Origin of the sequence: Dyadobacter diqingensis, assembly GCF_024220585.1 — a bacterium.
Lineage (GTDB): Bacteria > Bacteroidota > Bacteroidia > Cytophagales > Spirosomataceae > Dyadobacter > Dyadobacter diqingensis.
The window spans coordinates 47,648-64,535 of sequence record NZ_JAMXKF010000005.1 but is presented as its reverse complement, the minus strand read 5'-3'; the positions used below and the strand labels follow the sequence as shown (position 1 = coordinate 64,535).

Annotated in this window: 14 protein-coding genes; 6 read left to right on the top strand and 8 right to left on the bottom strand. The window is 44.1% G+C overall.

Annotated elements, in window-relative coordinates; translation table 11 throughout:
- Positions 1-172: 172 nt before the first annotated feature.
- A complete protein-coding gene (gene lpdA, locus M1L62_RS15715) occupies positions 173-1,582 on the top strand; it encodes a dihydrolipoyl dehydrogenase (protein WP_254560554.1) in 1,410 nt (469 codons plus the stop codon).
- Positions 1,583-1,707: 125 nt separating this feature from the next.
- Here the strand turns inward: lpdA and M1L62_RS15710 are convergent, their stop codons facing one another.
- Both M1L62_RS15710 and M1L62_RS15705 read right to left on the bottom strand, forming a co-directional pair.
- Positions 1,708-2,805, bottom strand: coding sequence for an alkene reductase (locus M1L62_RS15710; RefSeq protein ID WP_254560553.1), 1,098 nt, complete (start codon positions 2,803-2,805; stop codon positions 1,708-1,710).
- A 107-nt stretch (positions 2,806-2,912) separates the two neighbouring features.
- Entirely contained in the window at positions 2,913-3,647 is a 735-nt protein-coding gene (locus M1L62_RS15705; protein ID WP_254560552.1) for a pirin family protein, read from the bottom strand.
- A 141-nt stretch (positions 3,648-3,788) separates the two neighbouring features.
- Here M1L62_RS15705 and M1L62_RS15700 point away from each other — a divergent pair, with 141 nt between their 5' ends.
- A complete protein-coding gene (locus tag M1L62_RS15700) occupies positions 3,789-4,154 on the top strand; it encodes a winged helix-turn-helix transcriptional regulator (RefSeq protein ID WP_254560551.1) in 366 nt (121 codons plus the stop codon).
- 161 nt (positions 4,155-4,315) lie between these two features.
- On the opposite strand, the gene M1L62_RS15695 is transcribed toward M1L62_RS15700, so the two are convergent.
- Positions 4,316-5,110 (bottom strand): SDR family oxidoreductase, encoded by a 795-nt coding sequence (locus M1L62_RS15695; RefSeq protein WP_254560550.1) that lies wholly within the window; start codon positions 5,108-5,110, stop codon positions 4,316-4,318.
- Between the two features lie 127 nt (positions 5,111-5,237).
- Here M1L62_RS15695 and M1L62_RS15690 point away from each other — a divergent pair, with 127 nt between their 5' ends.
- The gene (locus M1L62_RS15690) at positions 5,238-5,609 is read left to right on the top strand and encodes a winged helix-turn-helix transcriptional regulator (RefSeq protein WP_254560549.1); all 372 of its coding nucleotides are present in this window, start codon (positions 5,238-5,240) and stop codon (positions 5,607-5,609) included.
- Between the two features lie 70 nt (positions 5,610-5,679).
- Here the strand turns inward: M1L62_RS15690 and M1L62_RS15685 are convergent, their stop codons facing one another.
- Positions 5,680-6,468 (bottom strand): methyltransferase, TIGR04325 family, encoded by a 789-nt coding sequence (locus M1L62_RS15685; RefSeq protein WP_254560548.1) that lies wholly within the window; start codon positions 6,466-6,468, stop codon positions 5,680-5,682.
- Between the two features lie 252 nt (positions 6,469-6,720).
- Between M1L62_RS15685 and M1L62_RS15680 the strand changes: the two genes are divergently transcribed.
- The 3 genes from M1L62_RS15680 (at position 6,721) to M1L62_RS15670 (ending at position 9,004) form a co-directional block, all read left to right on the top strand.
- Complete coding sequence (locus M1L62_RS15680; RefSeq protein ID WP_254560547.1) at positions 6,721-7,653, top strand: glycosyl transferase; 933 nt, start codon at positions 6,721-6,723, stop codon at positions 7,651-7,653.
- A gap of 18 nt (positions 7,654-7,671) precedes the next feature.
- Positions 7,672-8,070 carry a sugar 3,4-ketoisomerase gene (locus tag M1L62_RS15675; RefSeq protein WP_254560546.1) on the top strand — a complete coding sequence of 133 codons (399 nt, stop codon included), beginning with the start codon at positions 7,672-7,674 and terminating at the stop codon, positions 8,068-8,070.
- Positions 8,071-8,134: 64 nt separating this feature from the next.
- Positions 8,135-9,004, top strand: coding sequence for a glycosyltransferase family 2 protein (locus M1L62_RS15670; RefSeq protein WP_254560545.1), 870 nt, complete (start codon positions 8,135-8,137; stop codon positions 9,002-9,004).
- A 2-nt stretch (positions 9,005-9,006) separates the two neighbouring features.
- On the opposite strand, the gene M1L62_RS15665 is transcribed toward M1L62_RS15670, so the two are convergent.
- The 4 genes from M1L62_RS15665 to M1L62_RS15650 form a co-directional block, all read right to left on the bottom strand.
- Positions 9,007-9,714, bottom strand: coding sequence for a glycosyltransferase (locus M1L62_RS15665; protein WP_254560544.1), 708 nt, complete (start codon positions 9,712-9,714; stop codon positions 9,007-9,009).
- 5 nt (positions 9,715-9,719) lie between these two features.
- Positions 9,720-10,568 carry a glycosyltransferase family 2 protein gene (locus M1L62_RS15660; protein WP_254560543.1) on the bottom strand — a complete coding sequence of 283 codons (849 nt, stop codon included), beginning with the start codon at positions 10,566-10,568 and terminating at the stop codon, positions 9,720-9,722.
- The gene (locus M1L62_RS15655) at positions 10,552-11,349 is read right to left on the bottom strand and encodes a glycosyltransferase family 2 protein (RefSeq protein WP_254560542.1); all 798 of its coding nucleotides are present in this window, start codon (positions 11,347-11,349) and stop codon (positions 10,552-10,554) included. The genes M1L62_RS15660 and M1L62_RS15655 overlap by 17 nt, the downstream gene beginning before the upstream one ends.
- Before the next feature lie 770 nt (positions 11,350-12,119).
- Positions 12,120-16,205, bottom strand: coding sequence for a T9SS type A sorting domain-containing protein (locus tag M1L62_RS15650; RefSeq protein WP_254560541.1), 4,086 nt, complete (start codon positions 16,203-16,205; stop codon positions 12,120-12,122).
- Positions 16,206-16,888 lie beyond the last annotated feature (683 nt).

Genomic DNA, 16,888 nt, shown 5'->3' with positions numbered 1-16,888 from the left:
TATTAAATAAAAAAAATACCAATCAGTATTTTAACAATTCATTGAATTACAATATCTTAATGAATAATAAAATAATTATTTTGATTAGCGGGGGTTGACAGTCACGGTTAACTCTCTTACATTGAGTCATAATCAGAAGATTTTTAGCCAAATCACTCAATTAAAGTAAAAAATGATCAACCAAGACTTCGATTTAATCGTCATCGGCTCCGGACCGGGAGGCTACACTGCCGCGATCAGAGCTTCGCAGCTGGGCTTTAAAACCGCCATTATTGAAAAATATAATAGTCTGGGTGGCACCTGCACCAATGTGGGGTGCATCCCGGCGAAGGCCTTGCTGGACAGTTCTGAACATTATCATAATGCAGAAACGAGATTCGGCTCATTTGGTATTCAATTGAAGGATTTGTCCATTGATATTGATAAGTTCTTTGGCCGCAAAACCGAGGTCGTGTCGCAGAATGTGGCCGGAATCAATTTTCTGATGAAGAAAAACAAAATTACGATCATTTATGGGACTGCACGTTTTGCCAGTAACGACAAAATCATCGTGAAATCGGCGGAAGGGACAGAACAGGAATATCAAAGCCGCTATACGATCATTGCAACAGGCTCGAAACCAATATCGCTTCCCAACGCGGTCATCGATAAAAAGCGGATTATTTCTTCTACCGAGGCGCTATCGCTGAATGAGATCCCGGCTACGATGTCAATCATCGGCGGCGGGGTTATTGGTGTAGAAATGGCTTCGGTCTACGCGCGTTTAGGGACAAAGGTGACGATCATCGAATATGCAGCCAATCTGGTTCCTACCATGGACCGGGAAGTCACGACGGAATTGAAAAAAATACTTGTCAAATCGGGAATCGAAATTCTGCTCAGTCAGCGCGTGGATGCCGCCGTCAGCAATGGGAAACAGGTGACCGTCAAATTCACCGGCTCAGAAGGAAAACAACAGGAGATCATAACAGACTATTGTATGGTAGCCGTAGGCAGAAAACCTTACACAGACGGTCTGGGTCTCGAAAATACAAATATCATCAAAGATGACCGGGGACGAATCGTCACCAACGAAGCTTTCCAGACTTCCGTACCGAACGTATACGCAATCGGTGATGTGATCAAAGGTCCTATGCTCGCCCATAAAGCAGAGGATGAAGCCATTATTGCTGTGGAGGGGATGCACGGCATCAAACATCATATCGACTATGACCGGATACCGGGGGTTGTGTACAGCTGGCCGGAAGTGGCGAGCGTAGGGTTAACAGAAGAACAGCTTAAAGAGCGTAACATTCCTTACAACAAGGGAAAGTTTCCTTTCTCTGCGAGTGGCAGGGGGCGCGCCGCGGGTGACACATCCGGCTTTGCCAAGGTCTTATCCGATCCCAAGTACGGAGAGGTGCTCGGCGTACATATCATCGGTGCCCGCGCAGCTGACCTAATAGCTCAGGCAGTCACCATTATGGAATTTGAAGTGACTGACAGCGCTTCGTCTACCATTTCCTATGCGCACCCCACCTATGCAGAAGCGCTCAAAGAGGCATTTCTAATGGCATCCGGACGAGGCTCGCTCAACTTGTAGAGGATATATCGGGCTACTACCTTAAAAAACAGAAGCGGCTAATAAAAGTCACTTCTGTTTTAATGTGCACTCAGCCAATCTTTTGTTAACGAATCAACAATTCTCAGATGCTTCTAACACTGTTATCATGCTTCTGAGTATTGGTTGGCACTTAAAAATGGGTAGTCGGTATATCCTTTTTCACCGCCACCAAACATCGTAGCCCGATCAGGCTCATTCAGAATTGACTCCAACTCGAAGCGTTTTGGCAAATCCGGATTTGCTAAAAATAATGCACCGTAAGAAATGATTTTTGCAATGCCTTTTTCCAGTTCCTCCTCCCCTGTCTGAGCATTATATCCACCATTTGCGATGATTGTATGCCGGGTCAGTTTACCAAAAGTTTCCAGTACATTTTCAGGATAATGAGGCAACTGGTCCAAAGGGTAAAGAGAATTCATCAAGTGTATATAGGCCAACGGGATATCATCCAGCGCCGTAATTAATGCTGTGAATTGAGCGGTCGGATCTGTATGTATAATATTGTTATACGGAATCGTCGGCGACAGTTTGATGGCTACCCTGTCGCCGCCGATCGCGCCTGCCAATTCCCGCATGACCTCCAATACAAACCGATTACGATTTTCTATACTTCCGCCATATTCATCAGTTCTTTGATTGGCACTGTCTGCCAGAAACTGGTTGGGAAGATAACCGAAGGCGGCGTGCAGTTCAACACCGTCAAAACCTGCTTCGATGGCGTTGATCGCTGCTTGTTTATAATCCTGAATCGTTTGTTTGATTTCTTCCATACTTAATGCACGCGGAGTTTCATAGTCTTTCATCCCGTCGCCGGTAAAATGCTGCTGGCCCTCAATAGCGATTGCCGAAGGAGCAACAGGAAGTTCACCGTTCTTTACCGACGAGTGCCCGACACGCCCCGTATGCCATAACTGCGCATAGATCAAACCTTTATTATCATGAACCGATTTCGTTACCTTTTCCCAGGCATTGATTTGTTCCTGATTGTAAATACCAGGTGTAAAAGGACTTCCCTTTGCTTGCTCTGAAATATTGAGACCTTCCGAAATAATTAACCCGGCACCAGCTCTTTGTGTATAATACAAGACCGTTGATTCCCCAACAACGCCCTCATCATTAGCACGACTACGGGTCATTGGCGCCATAGCCATTCCATTTTTCAGCATTACATTTCCTAATGCTGCTTCATTTAATAGTTTCATTTTCAAGTTGATTTATTATTCTACTTTACCTATATATTTCATAGAAATTTATTCCACAATATTTGATTCTCTACCGCACTTTATTGGATTAAAAGCCGGAGCCTTACCTATACTTTGTTCCCGCTATACATCCCTCCGTCAAAAATTTCCGCGTCTTCGTCAGTGATGAATAAAACAAGTTCAGCATCCGCATCATCCGTACTGATGACTACCTGTTCACACTTGATAACCAGACTTTCCATTTTCCCCAGGTTAATCTCACCGTTTACAATAACCTCTCCCCTGAACACATACAAAAGACTAGTGAGGTTATCAAAACCTTCCGGGAGCTGCGTAGATGTATTTTTAAGCAGTTTTGTATCGTACAGCCACGTCTGGCTGCTGAATTGAAACGGTGTTTCCGTAGCCGGAGAAGCAAGCAGTCGCCATTCGTTTTCGCTATGTAAATCTTCCAGATCCAGGAAAACCACTTCCGGTTTCAAATCCTTTTTACCCGGACGTATAAAAATCTGCAAACCTTCCAGCGGCTCGTCCCTGCCTAAAATTTTCTCTTCGTGATAGAAAGACTTACCAGCTTTCATAAGCATAAGTCTCTTTTTACCAATGGTTTTCACAAAACCCTCGGAGTCACTATGCTCTGCCGTCCCTGTTCTGAAATAAGATAATATTTCGTCATTGATATGCGGGTGCATGGGGATAACCGTGTTGATCTGAATATTTGGATGATCAATTCTCCCGATACTCCCGATGCCCGTATCCTTTTTAGAAATGGCCAGACCAGGATAAAGAATCTTGATAGGACCGTTACCGGTAAACATTCCACTGCTTATTTTTTCTAACATAACCGCATTTCTTTCCTGTGAACAGAACAATCAGTTTCTGTGTCTGTTAAATTTCACCAGACAATAGCAAATTTACAGCCGCGATGTTATACTTTTGTTATCTGTTACATAAACAATACCAGTTACAAAAAGGATACCGTCATGAAGGGACATAAATGTATCGTTGGTGATGAAGATAAATGCGCCAAAGCAAGACTGACAATTCAGGACACACTTGATGTGGTGGGCGGTAAATGGAAGCTGGTGTTGATCTCGATCCTGAGAGAAGGAAAAAGAAGATTCCGTGAGTTATCCAGGGAGGCCGAAATTTCACCCCGGATCCTGTCAAAGGAATTACAGGAATTGGAGATGAACGGTTTGGTCACCCGGACAGTTTGTGATACAAAGCCCATCACGGTAGAGTATGCACTGACACCTTACAGCGAAACGCTGTCGGAAGTGATCCTTGCCATGCACAAGTGGGGAGAGCAGCATCGCAGGAAGGTTATCGAAGGCGCCGAGATATAACAATTTTTTCAAAGATCGGTGGCTTTAAACTGATGAAGTTTTTGGCCTGGCGAATTACAAATATTGATAATCTGCATGTTGGGTTGTGCCCCGGTGCTTAACCAGGGCACCCCTTTACATCGGTATCAGCAGCAATAAGCGACATCGGTAATTCGGGTAACCTAAACCGTGGGTATAGTCCCGCCATCAATTACATATTCAGTTCCTGTTAAATAACTGGCCCTTGGCGAAACCAAAAAACCAACAAACTCCGCAATGTCCGATGGCTGAGCGGGTCTTCCAATGGGAATTCCTCCGAGTGCATCCATGACACTTTGTGTCGCCTGTTCTATTGTACTATTTGAGTTTTCTGCTATACGTTCCATCATCCTTGTAGAGGCAGTTGTCATGATCCAACCGGGAGAAACAGTCAGAACACGAACACCTTTCGATGAGACCTCTTTGGACAATCCTTTGCTGTAATTGATCAGTCCTGCTTTGGCAGCTGCGTAGGGCAAGGTGGATTCGTACAAGGGTAATTTGCCTTGAATCGAAGCGATGTGAATAATAACACCATTTCCTCTCTCAATCATTTGAGGTAAAAACCCTCTGTCTAACCTTACGGGAGCCAATAAATTGGTTTGGATCGTTGCTTCCCAGTGATCATCCGAAAGCACTGCAAAACCACCGCCTGGCGTTTCCGAACCACCAAGATTATTGACAAGGATATCCAGTCTCCCAAATTTTGATAAAATTTCTTCTGTCAATTTTTGTGTTGCTTCCGGCTCACTCAAATCGGAGGCAATAAACTGCAAGTTTGCATTTCCCGACTCAGGTGTGTTTCTGGCTGTGACAATCACGGTCGCACCTGCTTTCAGCAGTCGTTCTGCAATGGCCTTTCCTGCACCTTTTGTCCCGCCCGTCACCAGACAGATTTTGCCTGATAACTCATTGTTAAAATCAAATTCCTTTTCCATTTGTATATCTTATTTTATGACAAAATTGAGATATACCATCAGTTTACACAAGTAGGGAAAAGCGATTCATATAGGGATAAATTACTCCCCTATTGTACAATTTGCCGCATAGATGTAATTTTGAAATATGTACGAAAGAAAGATGATTCCTAATTTAACTTGCGGCCTCGACCTGATTGGCGAAGTACTTTACGGCAAATGGAAAATCCGTTTACTTTGGTTCATCAATGAGGGATATAAACGTCCAAGTGAGTTGCAGCGCAAAATTCCCGACGCATCCGGTCGGGTTCTGAATATGCAATTAAAGGAGTTGGAAGATCATGAATTGATTATGAAAAAAATCTACCCCGTTGTACCGCCAAAGGTTGAATACAGCTTGACCGGTTTGGGTAAAACGTTGATTCCGGTCATTTCAGTTTTAGGCGAATGGGGCGACAACAACGAGGAAAAATTGCGTTCAGTTATTTTGAGTAGATTTAATGACTTATCGGGTCATTAAATCTGACGACTTGGAGAGGCAATGCTGCCGGTCAGAAAAAAAACACATCGCAACAAAATCCTCTGATTATTTATTTTCTCACAAGAAAAAATCCCTTGTCGTACCCACGTTTAACATGATCGATCTCAATGTTCTGCTCTCCCGGAACATATGACTCAAATTCAACTTTAATTTCATAATTACTGAAATGTTCGAGCAGTTTTTTTTCATTAAAAAACCACGCCGGATACTTTGCTTCATAAATATCGGGAGGGACAATTTGCAAGGTCAGCCGGTCGGGCTGGTTATCGTTGATGAATGAAGTCCGGTCGATAATGATATACTCGAAATCAAAGCCCTGTATTTCAGCCAGAAAGTCATGCGGTTTTTGCAAATACTGAACAACACTGGATAAAAGCAGCACATTTGCCTTGGCCGAAGCCATGCTTTCAGCAATGGTAAAATGAAATTTTAAAATTTCGTCTTCAAACAGCCCCTGCCCACATTTAACGTAATCCGTTTGCTCAACAACGCTCCATTGCATCTTAACAGCAGGAGGAATAAGGTCTCTCACTTGATAATAAGTGCTGCCCAGTGAGCCTCCAAAATCCAGCACATTCAAAGCACCTCCGCATTCAACAGCGGCATACAGAAGGGCAGATATAATGGAGTACGGATAGAGTTTTTTATCAAATAAAACCGAGTCGCGTTCATAAACCGCCTGCCCATTTTTAACTTTTAATAGTGACTCTTTTGTGATCTCTAAAATTGAATCTGCTTCGTACCCTCCTGAGAGGGCAGCCAGTTCCTCCCAGTTTTTGTAGTCCCCAAACCAACCGTACTTATCTTTCTCCTTCTTTTTAAAATTGAATAACGGCATGTCCTTACTTTAAAATTCAGCGCAATTTAAAGTTTTATTTAATACTCAGGCATCGGCGGACAGGGTTATATCCGTAATATATTATTACCATGGTATGACAATTACTTTTCCGGTTTCGGTCATCATAAAAAGGAGCATTCTGATAAATATTAATTGGTATTTGTACTGACACCAAACTCTGTAATTGTATTCTGATTCATGCAAAATTTTTGCACCCTTTTTAATTCTTTTTACCTCTCAAGGGGGCTGGCCATGTACAACTCGCTGCTCAAACAAAGCAGTGATTTTCACCTGTATATCTTTGCATTTGATGAAGCCTGTCACACCATCCTGCTTCGAATGCAACTTTCACATGCGACCGTCATATCGCTAAGTGAATTTGAAACGGAGGAGCTGCTTGCAGTTAAAAGCAGCCGCACGCAAGGTGAATATTGCTGGACCTGCACTTCTTCGACCATCTGGCATTGCATCCACACCTATTCCCTGGACCATTGTACCTACGTCGATGCAGATCTGTTATTCTTTTCGGATCCCAAAGTTTTGACGGACGAAATGGAAGAAAATTCTGTTCTGATTACCAGGCACCGGTATAGTCCCGACCACGACCAGTCCGAATTAAGCGGCATTTATTGCGTTCAGTTCGTGACTTTTAAAAATACCGAATCCGGGTTGGCGGCGCTCGATTGGTGGAGAAAATCCTGCCTGACCTGGTGTTTTAATCGTTTTGAAGACGGGAAATTTGGTGATCAAAAATACCTCGATGACTGGACAGACCGGTTTGAGGGTGTACATGTTCTCGAACACCACGGAGGCGGAGTTGCGCCATGGAATTCGAAGGAATACACCTGCGAAAACGAAGAGGGACAGTTATGGATCAGAAGCGCCGAGTCACCAAAAGTGCCGCTGGTTTTCTATCATTTTCACGATTTCAGATATTGTATTAACGACAGTTTCAGACTTACGGCAGAACAGTATCTGCTCAAAAACGATATTATTCAGTGGGTGTATGCGCCTTATGTCAAAGCACTACAGGCTGCCGAGTCACAGATTAAGCAAATCAGCCACAAAGCAGTTTTTCATGAAAACCCTTTGCCGCTCAACTGGATCATGATCAGCCTGTCGCGTAAAATCCATTTCGGACTAAGGGGCAGATACAAAAATTACGTAAAGAAAAGAACATTTTAACCCCTACATTAATATACCTTGGCTCAGCTCATTAACCTAAAAACATTCACAGATACACGTGGTAACCTGACTGTGATCGAACGTGTCATACCGTTTGACATTAAACGCATTTTTTATATCTACGGCGTCGACGATTCCGTCCGGGGCGGGCATCGCCATAAAAAGACGATTCAGGCGGCGATCTGTATAAAAGGAAGTTGTAAAATCTCCAACCATGACGGGCAGGATCAGGAGGAATTTACGCTGAGCTCCGCCGATCAGTGTCTTTTACTCGAACCGGCCGATTGGCACCAAATGTATGAATTTACCGAAGATGCCATCCTGATGGTGCTTGCATCCGAGTTATTTGATGCTGACGATTACATTTATGAGCCTTATCCGAAAACCAGCCTTGTCGAATGTGCAATGATGTCCTGACCACTGAACAGACCATCACAAGCCGCCTTTGACTTTTCTTTACTGAGCTTTGTTTTCGTTACATATGGTTTCAAATCTACCGAAAATCACCATCGTTACGCCTTCTTTCAATCAGGGTAAATACCTTGAGGATACGATTATTTCGGTCCTCAGCCAGGGTTATCCTAATCTGGAATATATTATAATCGATGGTGGAAGTGTAGATGACTCCGTTAGCATCATCAGAAAATATGAAAAGCAGCTCGCCTACTGGGTAAGCGAAAAGGACGACGGATTGTATCACGGTTTGCAAAAAGGCTTTGCTAAATCAACCGGAGAGATCATGGCCTGGATAAATGCCGATGATATGTACCATACAAAGTCTTTGTTTCTGGTGGCCGGTATTTTCGAAAAATTCAGGCAGATCCACTGGATCATGGGCGCCAATACATTTTTTGACGAAAGCGGTCACCCCTTTACTTTCGACGATCTGGCCTATGCCCAACGTTGGTCGAGGTCGCGTTTGCTTTTATGCGATGGCCAGTTCATACAGCAGGAATCCGTGTTCTGGCGGCGCAGTTTATGGCACCAGGCCGGTGGTTACATCCACCAAAATCAGTCACTCGCTGCGGATTTTGAATTGTGGATCCGGTTTTTCCGATATCAGAGGTTGTATACAACGTCATTTATGCTGGGCGGATTCCGGTTCAGAACCGAAAATCAGAAGAGTTTTAACCAAAGAAAAGAGTATCTGCAACAGGTTGCTGCATTGAAGGCCGAAGAAAAAATGGGCTTAGATAAGGGTTTACATCTGTCATTTTGCCGCTTATTAATCGTTCTGACGAAACTCATCCCAAAAAAGAAATGGCGTGAACGTTTACAGGCGAGGGTACTGGATCTGCCGCCGAAAATTATTTTTGACAGACAGGCTGGCTTAATTCTGGGTAAAAGATAATATTACCGGCGGGAAAAGATCCCTTTGAATAGCCTGAATTGAAAGCGCAGATAGATTGCGAGCCCAAAATATTGTAAAATCAATCTGCTTTTTTGCTTTTCAAAAAAAAGATCTTTTTGAAGTGAGGATATCCCGGTGTCGTTAAAAATGGCAATATCGAAGTCTCTGAACTCAAACTGGTAATCCTGATTCTTGTTGCACCACATGTTTAACACGTGATCCGCCGAAATCCTGTATCGGGTATCGTACTTATAAAGCGTGAAAACTTTTGATGGATAGATAATCGCCTGGTGGTTAATCCCGATCTTGGCCTGTTTGTAAGGAGAAAGTTGTCCCAGATATTTCCTTCCCGACTTTTGCACGCTTCCGTAATAGATACTCCCTGCATTTTTCAACTCCCTCGCGAAATCTGAAAAGGTAGGTGTTAAAATGTCGTCCGCACCGATAAAGTAGACCCATTGGCCTTGCACATGTGCCAGGGCTTTGTTCATGGCATCATAAATCCCATCGTCTTTTTCACTTTTCCAAAACGCGAGTCTGTCTGAATTTGCCTTAAGAATGGCTGGCGTGTCATCCGTGCTGGCGCCGTCCATGACAATAATCTCAATGCCGCCATATTCCTGCATGTAAATACTATCAAGGCATCTTTGTAAAAATTTCCCCGCGTTACGGGTGACTAAAATAACGGAAATTAACGAGAGACTACTCATTTCGGTCAAATACTAAGTGCATTTTCAGCGTGCTCAACCTGATTTACAACGTCAAAATACTGATCAAGCCCCTGACTGCAATAGACCGACTTGTGCCGTAACGCATAGGTCAGATATTCTTCATTTTCGAGACAGTCCGCCCTGTCGACCTCAGGATGATGAATATGAAAAACGATCCCGCCAAACTTGATGGCCCGCTTCCTAAGCCCCGAGTTGAACAAACGCACCGCAATTTCGTTATCTTCTCTGCCCCAGCCTTGAAAACATTCGTTGTAACCGTTGACGCGCACCAGATCCTCCCGCCAAAACGCCATATTGCACCCGCGCAAAGCGAAAATATCCTGAGGTTTGTATCGATCGGCCAGATATCTGCTCAGCCAGGTGACGTTAAACCGGTTACAAACATTTCGCACACCGCGTTCAAAAAGATCAATGCTTGGTTTCTGCAAACGAAGCAGTTTTTCAGACAGCTGCTGGTTCATCAGCACACGGCTTCCGGCAACGAATGTACCCGGCTTACTTAGTTCAAGGTGATCTTTGATAAAGTGTTTATGTAAAACTAAATCGCCGTCAATTTGAATAATGTAAGAGAATGAGCTCATGGCAATGGCTTTATTTCGGATTTTAGAAAGCTGAAATCCGTCGTCCTTTTGCCAGACATGCACCAGACGCACCGGAAACGTTGGGCGCATCGCCTCAATTACCTCAAAAGTATGGCTGGTTGAACCATCATCGGCAATAATGACTTCATCCGGTAACACAGACTGTTCTTTCACACTCAGCAGACAAAGCCGAAGCGCTTCCGGCCAATTATAGGTTGAAATTATAAGAGAGCTTTTAGTAAAGGTTTTCATATCCATTAAGGCAGATTTTAGCTTTTGTTACCAACGTATTTTTAATTATCTGGCTATGATGCGATTCATTTAATCTTGGTAATTCCTCATGGTGTAAATGATACTGTACCGCGCTCATCTTCACGATTTTTTTAATAATGTTGTTATTGATAAAACGAGCGGCCAGCTCTTCGTCTTCATGTCCCCAACCGTTCAGCTCGTTGTTGTAACCGTTGATTTTGAGAAAGTCAGCTTTCCAAAAGGCAAGATTGCTCCCCCGGACACTACGGCTGGCCATTTCCTTACGCTGGCCAAGGGACCTGAACACCGGCAGGCGCAACGCATTAAGCCGATGATAAACACCCTGAGAATAAAAGCCAAGGCTTACATCACGACTTTCGAGCACCTCGGCAGTCCTGACCTCCGTGATTCGTGCACGGCTCCCCCGGACAAACGTGTCGGGTTCTGCGGCCGCGATATGATCTTTTATAAAAAACGGATGCAGCAAAACATCTCCGTCCACCTGAATCAAATATTTTCCAACACTTTGCATAATGGCTTTATTAAGAATCCTGGTTTTCCTAAAACCCTCATCCTCATGCCAAACATGAATAATCGGAACAGGAAATTCTTTTTGAAATTCGTTGATTACCGCGCGCGTTCTGTCGTCCGATCCGTCATCAGCAATAATAACTTCGGTTGGCAGAATTTTCTGCCTGGCCACACTTAAAAGACAGCAGCGCAATGCTTCCGCCCAGTTATAGGTAGCAATGATAAGTGAGGTTGACAGAACAGGGTTCATCGATCATTCAGGTTGTTTTTCCTACAAAATTCAGACCATAGGCATAGCCCTGGCCTAGCCTACGGGCAGCTGTTTTACCATTTGCCGTTGGCAGGCAAAATATCCCAAGACAATACCCGGATGGATACGAAATGCCGGTAATCAAGCACAACCTGGTCGATTAACGGTTACAATTGCGTATTCGGAAAAGTACAGAGCTTGCGATACTACCCGTGAATAATATCAGAACGACCGGTTACATAAGTGACTATACGTTCGTGTCGTTATTGGCCGAACCAATAATAAAAAACCAGAAGACGAAATGTTGGCGGAGTACATAAGTTATGATCGTTAGGGATGATTGTCTTCAAAACATAGAGACAACGTAAATATCTAAAAAGTACTGGAATTACAGCAAAGCAATTTCTAATTTTTTTCTAATTTCTTTCTAATTGTTTATTAATTACAAAAAATATCAATATTACAGTCTTTGTTTCGCTGCTCCTCTTTTTTCTGTTCTTCTCCTTGCCCAAATATTTTTCAATATTCCTTGGCAGCATTTTACCTGTGGTGACCACTGCACGGTCAAAAAGGTGTTGTGTTAATTGTTTTACTGAAATGAACAAACATGAATCTCGCATAACGTACGTACATCAAATTGTCAATTGTTCCAAATCTACCCGACGCCCGTTACCCAAAACAAAAATACCCTTCTGAAAAACTCAGAAGGGTATTTTACAATCTCACTATACAATCGTCAGATGAACAAATAATTATCCATTAGATTGGAATTATTTGACAATTGTTACTTTTTGAACACTTACGGATCCGTCCTTGCGGATAAGCCGTACAAGGTATATCCCGGGAGCAAATGATTTTACGTTGATCTCTCCGTTAGGTACACCCGCCGATTTGTAAACTGATGATCCCGTTGAATTGATAATCTCAACGCGTTCAACCTGATTCATACCCGTTGCACGAATACTAAGAGATGTACTGGCAGGGTTTGGATAAATCGTTACTGCTGGTTCTCCACCCAAATCCACACTCCTGATTCGGCTGTAAGTATATGTCTCGTCCTGATCAATCATTTTTAAACGGTAATAGTTGACGCCAGGATAAGGATCATGATCGGAACTGTTATATTTTAATGTCCCACTGCTTGACTTGGCCGCTGAGACTGTCCGGATTGCACGCCAGTTCCTGGCATCCTCACTTCGTTCGATGGTAAACTCTTTGCTGTTCTCTTCACTGGCTGTTACCCATTGTAAAAGTACACTGGCATCATCCATTTTAGTTACATCAAAACTAACCAGTTTTACAGGCAACGCACAATCAATTGCCGGCGGATATATTGTAATGTTGGTTGTATCACATACCGATCCATGACAAGCAGAAATAAATGTGCGTATTGTATCTGTCTGACTTACATTGGCGATCCACACGGCACACCCGTTGTCGTCAATATCCAAAGAACCCTGTGTTGAGTCGGCCGCGCTAAGGGCTCCAACTGTATAAATGGTAGTACTGTCACGTGTTGCCGCCCCCAGTGTTGCGCAAATCACTACTGGTGATGGCGGGCAGGTAAGACTTACCGTTTTTCTGTCTACCACACAGCCATCTACCACGGTAATTGAAGTAGTATCATTACAGCCGCCGCCATTGGTCCAGATGAAATTATACTTACCAGGAGCACTGAAACCAGAGATAACCGTATTGGCGCTGTCAGGACGTGCTATTGTAGCCGTTCCCGGGTTTCCTGCCATGGTTAGCCAGCCGATACCTGAAACCTGCGTTGCTTTCATTTTGGCCGTTGCCGTCATACAAATAACATCAATATCAGGACCTGCATCCGGTTTTACGCATGCGAACTGGCAAAGCGCTCCGTCATTTCCCTGCGAAGGCTGCCCTTGTGAACGTAATGCCGCCGTGGTGTTTCCTATAACATTCTGTACAGTACTTATTTTATGAACACCGCCTGCCAGGTTATCCCCAACATACAGGTTACCTAATGCGTCAAAATAAGCAGCACCAAAGGCTCCCGCATTAAATGCCGCAGTGCCTGTAACTGCTCCCAAAGTAGTAATCGCACCAGTGTTGATATTAACTTTCAGAAGTTCATGTAAAGGAGCTGATGCATTTGTACTTACACCGTAAAGAAAACCATCTACCGGATTGAATGCCCAGTCGGCTACGGCCGCTCCCGTGGTGGTTAATACCGGCGACAACAAGGTTAGATAGGTCGGAGAAGATGGGTTTACATCTACTTTATAAATCTTGGTATCGTTGGAAGAATACAAGTAAAGTACACCGTTGTTATCTACTGTTCCTACATTATATTGCTCGATCCCGGGTATTGTAAACAGAACCGGCACCCCGTCAGCGCCAATTCTCGCTACCATCCCGGGCGTTCCGATATAACTTCCCCAGATATGACCATCCGTTACATTGTAACCTACACCGTTAATGTTAAAGTTGTTTGGTGTCACATTCGGATAAAGCGTCGTCTGGTTTCCTGTCGATATGTCAAGACCAATAATATCAGTTCCTGATGGCGCCACAGACTGGTACAAAAATGCAGTATTTGTACAACCGATCGGGCTGCTGCAATCATTAACAACGACGCTCAATGTGTCAGCGCATGACGCAGTTTTCCATATAAATTTGTACGTTCCTGCGACAGTTAATCCTTTTACCAGCGTAGAGGTCGCATTGGGGGACACGATCGTGGCAACGGATGGGTTACCCGTAGCAACCGACCAGGAAGCACCCGTCGCAGCAGTAGAAGTAATCGTTGCCCACTGGTCTTTACATACTTCGACGTCCGCTCCCGCGTTAATCGGTTTGGTTACGGTTTTGTTCACACGAGCCGAAATACATCCTGACGATACAAGCCTGGAGACCGTTGGATATACATCTCCGCTAAGGTTAAAAAATGTTGTAACGCCTGGTGCACCAAAAGTGAGACCGCCGTCGATACTGAATACATAATTGGCCGCACTTGGGGCGGTAAAGGTTATGCTTCCGTTCGGGGCAGCACAGTTCGTTGAATTGACAACCGTAGAAGTCGGTGCTGTAACCGCAGGCAGGGTTATAACTTTTGCAACAGCCGCAGAAACACAACCTGTTGCAATCGTACGTGCCTTTGTCTGATATGTTCCGCCTGTTAATACCGAAAACGACGGATCTCCTGCCGGATGAAAGGTTGCACCATTGTCTACACTGAATTCAAAATTGGCAAGCGGTGTCGGGCCTGTAAAGTTGATCGTTCCGTTGGGAGCGTTACAATTTGTTACAGCTACGACTGATGATACTGGTACGGCCGTCACCGCAACTGTGACCACTTTGGCAACCGCTGCTGAAACACAGCCAGTCGACACGAGCTTTGCCCTGGTCTGATAAGTACCTGCCGGCAGGTTGAAGAATGAACTTGTACCCAATGCAGCAAAGGTAGCTCCGTTGTCGATACTGAATTGATAATTGGAAGTCGGAGTTGGTGCCGAAAAGGTAATGATACCCGTGTTTCCATTACAAGCGGTCGGAGTCACTGCCGACGTGGGTGCAACCGGAATGGTGTTGGTGATCACCTTATTTACACCTGCCGAAATACAACCCGAAGAGATCAGCTTTGCAACTGTCTTGTAGGTACCTGCTGCCAGTCCGTTAAAAACGGTCTGCCCGGCTGTTCCAAACGTAACACCACCATCCACACTAAACTGATAGCTGGTAAGCGGCGTAGGAGCCGAGAAAGTAATTCTACCGTTCGGAGTATTGCAGCTTGTAGAATTGATCACAGTTGAAGTTGGCGCGGTAACTACCGGAGCGACCAGTGTTTTTGCCACAGGCGCGGACACGCACCCTGATGAAATCAGTTTTGCGACCGTCTGATAAGTTCCGCCTGAAAGTGTATTAAAAATAGTCTGCCCGGCCGTTCCGAAAGTTGCCCCTCCGTTGATGCTAAACATATAATTTGCTACGGGCGTTGGCGCCGAGAATGTAATTCTGCCATTGGGGGTTGTACAACTGGTTGGGCTTATAATAGCAGTCGTCGGTGCAGTCACCACAGCTGTAACCACGGTTTTGTTTACCACAGCCGACTCACAACCTGAAGATACCAGTTTAGCGCGTGTTGCATATGTACCCTTATTCAATCCTAAAAAAGCAGTCTGTCCGGGCGTGCCATAGGTGGCACCGCCGTCAATGCTGAAAAGATAGTTGGCAACAGGCGTTGGGGCACTGAAAGTAATAACACCATTGGGAATGTTACAATTTGTTACCGCCGTGACCGTACTTGTCGGTGCCGTAACGGCAGTTGCCGTAATGGTTTTTAGAACGATATCAGATACACAATTCGTAACCACCGACCTGGCAACCGTTGCATAAGTTCCGGCACTCAACCCAGAAAAAACAGTTTGCCCGGCAGTGCCAAACGTTACGCCACCATCGATACTGTACTGATAGTTTGCTACCGGTGTTGGGCTGCTAAAAGTGATTGAGCCGTTAACAGGTGTACAACTTGTACTATTTACAACAGCTGAGACCGGAGCTGCGGTCGACGGGTTGGTCAGCACCTTGCTGGTAACGGCCGACACAACACCTGTTGCAATGTTTTTTGATACTGTCGAATAAGTCCCGCCAAACAGGCCCGAAAACACTGTTTGTCCTGTGGCACCAAAGGTATTTCCACCGTCAATACTAAATAAGAAATTTGCCGTGGGTGTAGGTGCCGTGAAAGTAATACTTCCGTTTGCAGTTGTACAGTTGGTATTGTTTACCACTGTTGAAGTTGGGGCTTGCGCGCTGGCCATGCCCCAACAGGACAGAGCCATCACCGTGAGTATTAATCTCCGGATTCCCTTGTGTAAATCTGAATTCATCTGATTAATTTATTTGGTTGAAATTGACTATAAAAAATGCAAAGTTTTACGGCGAATCTTTTGAATTCGCCAGCAGGTAGTGAAGTATGGCTTGAACCAGGAGATGATTTCCCCTGAACCTAGACATCAGGGACCTCGGCGCCTTAACCAGGCGCAATGACTTAGTAATAAGTCGTTTACAATGATGGAGAATTTCAAGTGTGTTTTTGTTAGTGTGAAAATTTCAGTCTGCGTACTTTATCTCCGTCGGTTACAAAATAAAACCGAAACTATATTTCTGGACAATTAGTCAGTAGCCTCTCATAACAACCTGTGCGTATAGTGTTTTATCTAGTTAAATATCGAGTTGCATTAATATTATCTAAATTATGCCTGGGAGAAACTACCAATGCGGACCTACATAACTGGCTCAACAATATTGTATTTCAGAAACTATTGCCGATACTTACAGCTCGACCTCATCTGTATATAAGTTTAAAATATTGAGCTCAATTTCATAACATACTGACAATCAAACGAAAAAGAACAAAAATCATCAGGTAAAAAACTTTCAGCAATCTTCTATTAATGATTAGGCCATTTATATATTAGAGGTCATGTCAAATATATTCTAAAAACTTCCTGAGCAGCTCCAACAGGATGTTACAAATGTATAGAACGATAAAAACAAAGAATGTAGAATT

Bases quoted from the DNA above. Each gene is read 5' to 3' on its own strand.
- M1L62_RS15655 (WP_254560542.1), bottom strand. From the start codon at position 11,349: ATGAACCCTGTTCTGTCAACCTCACTTATCATTGCTACCTATAACTGG.
- M1L62_RS15660 (WP_254560543.1), bottom strand. From the start codon at position 10,568: ATGAAAACCTTTACTAAAAGCTCTCTTATAATTTCAACCTATAATTGG.
- M1L62_RS15705 (WP_254560552.1), bottom strand. From the start codon at position 3,647: ATGTTAGAAAAAATAAGCAGTGGAATGTTTACCGGTAACGGTCCTATC.
- M1L62_RS15650 (WP_254560541.1), bottom strand. From the start codon at position 16,205: ATGAATTCAGATTTACACAAGGGAATCCGGAGATTAATACTCACGGTG.
- M1L62_RS15710 (WP_254560553.1), bottom strand. From the start codon at position 2,805: ATGAAACTATTAAATGAAGCAGCATTAGGAAATGTAATGCTGAAAAAT.
- M1L62_RS15695 (WP_254560550.1), bottom strand. From the start codon at position 5,110: ATGGAAAAGGAATTTGATTTTAACAATGAGTTATCAGGCAAAATCTGT.
- lpdA (WP_254560554.1), top strand. From the start codon at position 173: ATGATCAACCAAGACTTCGATTTAATCGTCATCGGCTCCGGACCGGGA.
- M1L62_RS15665 (WP_254560544.1), bottom strand. From the start codon at position 9,714: ATGAGTAGTCTCTCGTTAATTTCCGTTATTTTAGTCACCCGTAACGCG.
- M1L62_RS15670 (WP_254560545.1), top strand. From the start codon at position 8,135: ATGGTTTCAAATCTACCGAAAATCACCATCGTTACGCCTTCTTTCAAT.
- M1L62_RS15700 (WP_254560551.1), top strand. From the start codon at position 3,789: ATGAAGGGACATAAATGTATCGTTGGTGATGAAGATAAATGCGCCAAA.
- M1L62_RS15685 (WP_254560548.1), bottom strand. From the start codon at position 6,468: ATGCCGTTATTCAATTTTAAAAAGAAGGAGAAAGATAAGTACGGTTGG.
- M1L62_RS15680 (WP_254560547.1), top strand. From the start codon at position 6,721: ATGTACAACTCGCTGCTCAAACAAAGCAGTGATTTTCACCTGTATATC.
- M1L62_RS15690 (WP_254560549.1), top strand. From the start codon at position 5,238: ATGTACGAAAGAAAGATGATTCCTAATTTAACTTGCGGCCTCGACCTG.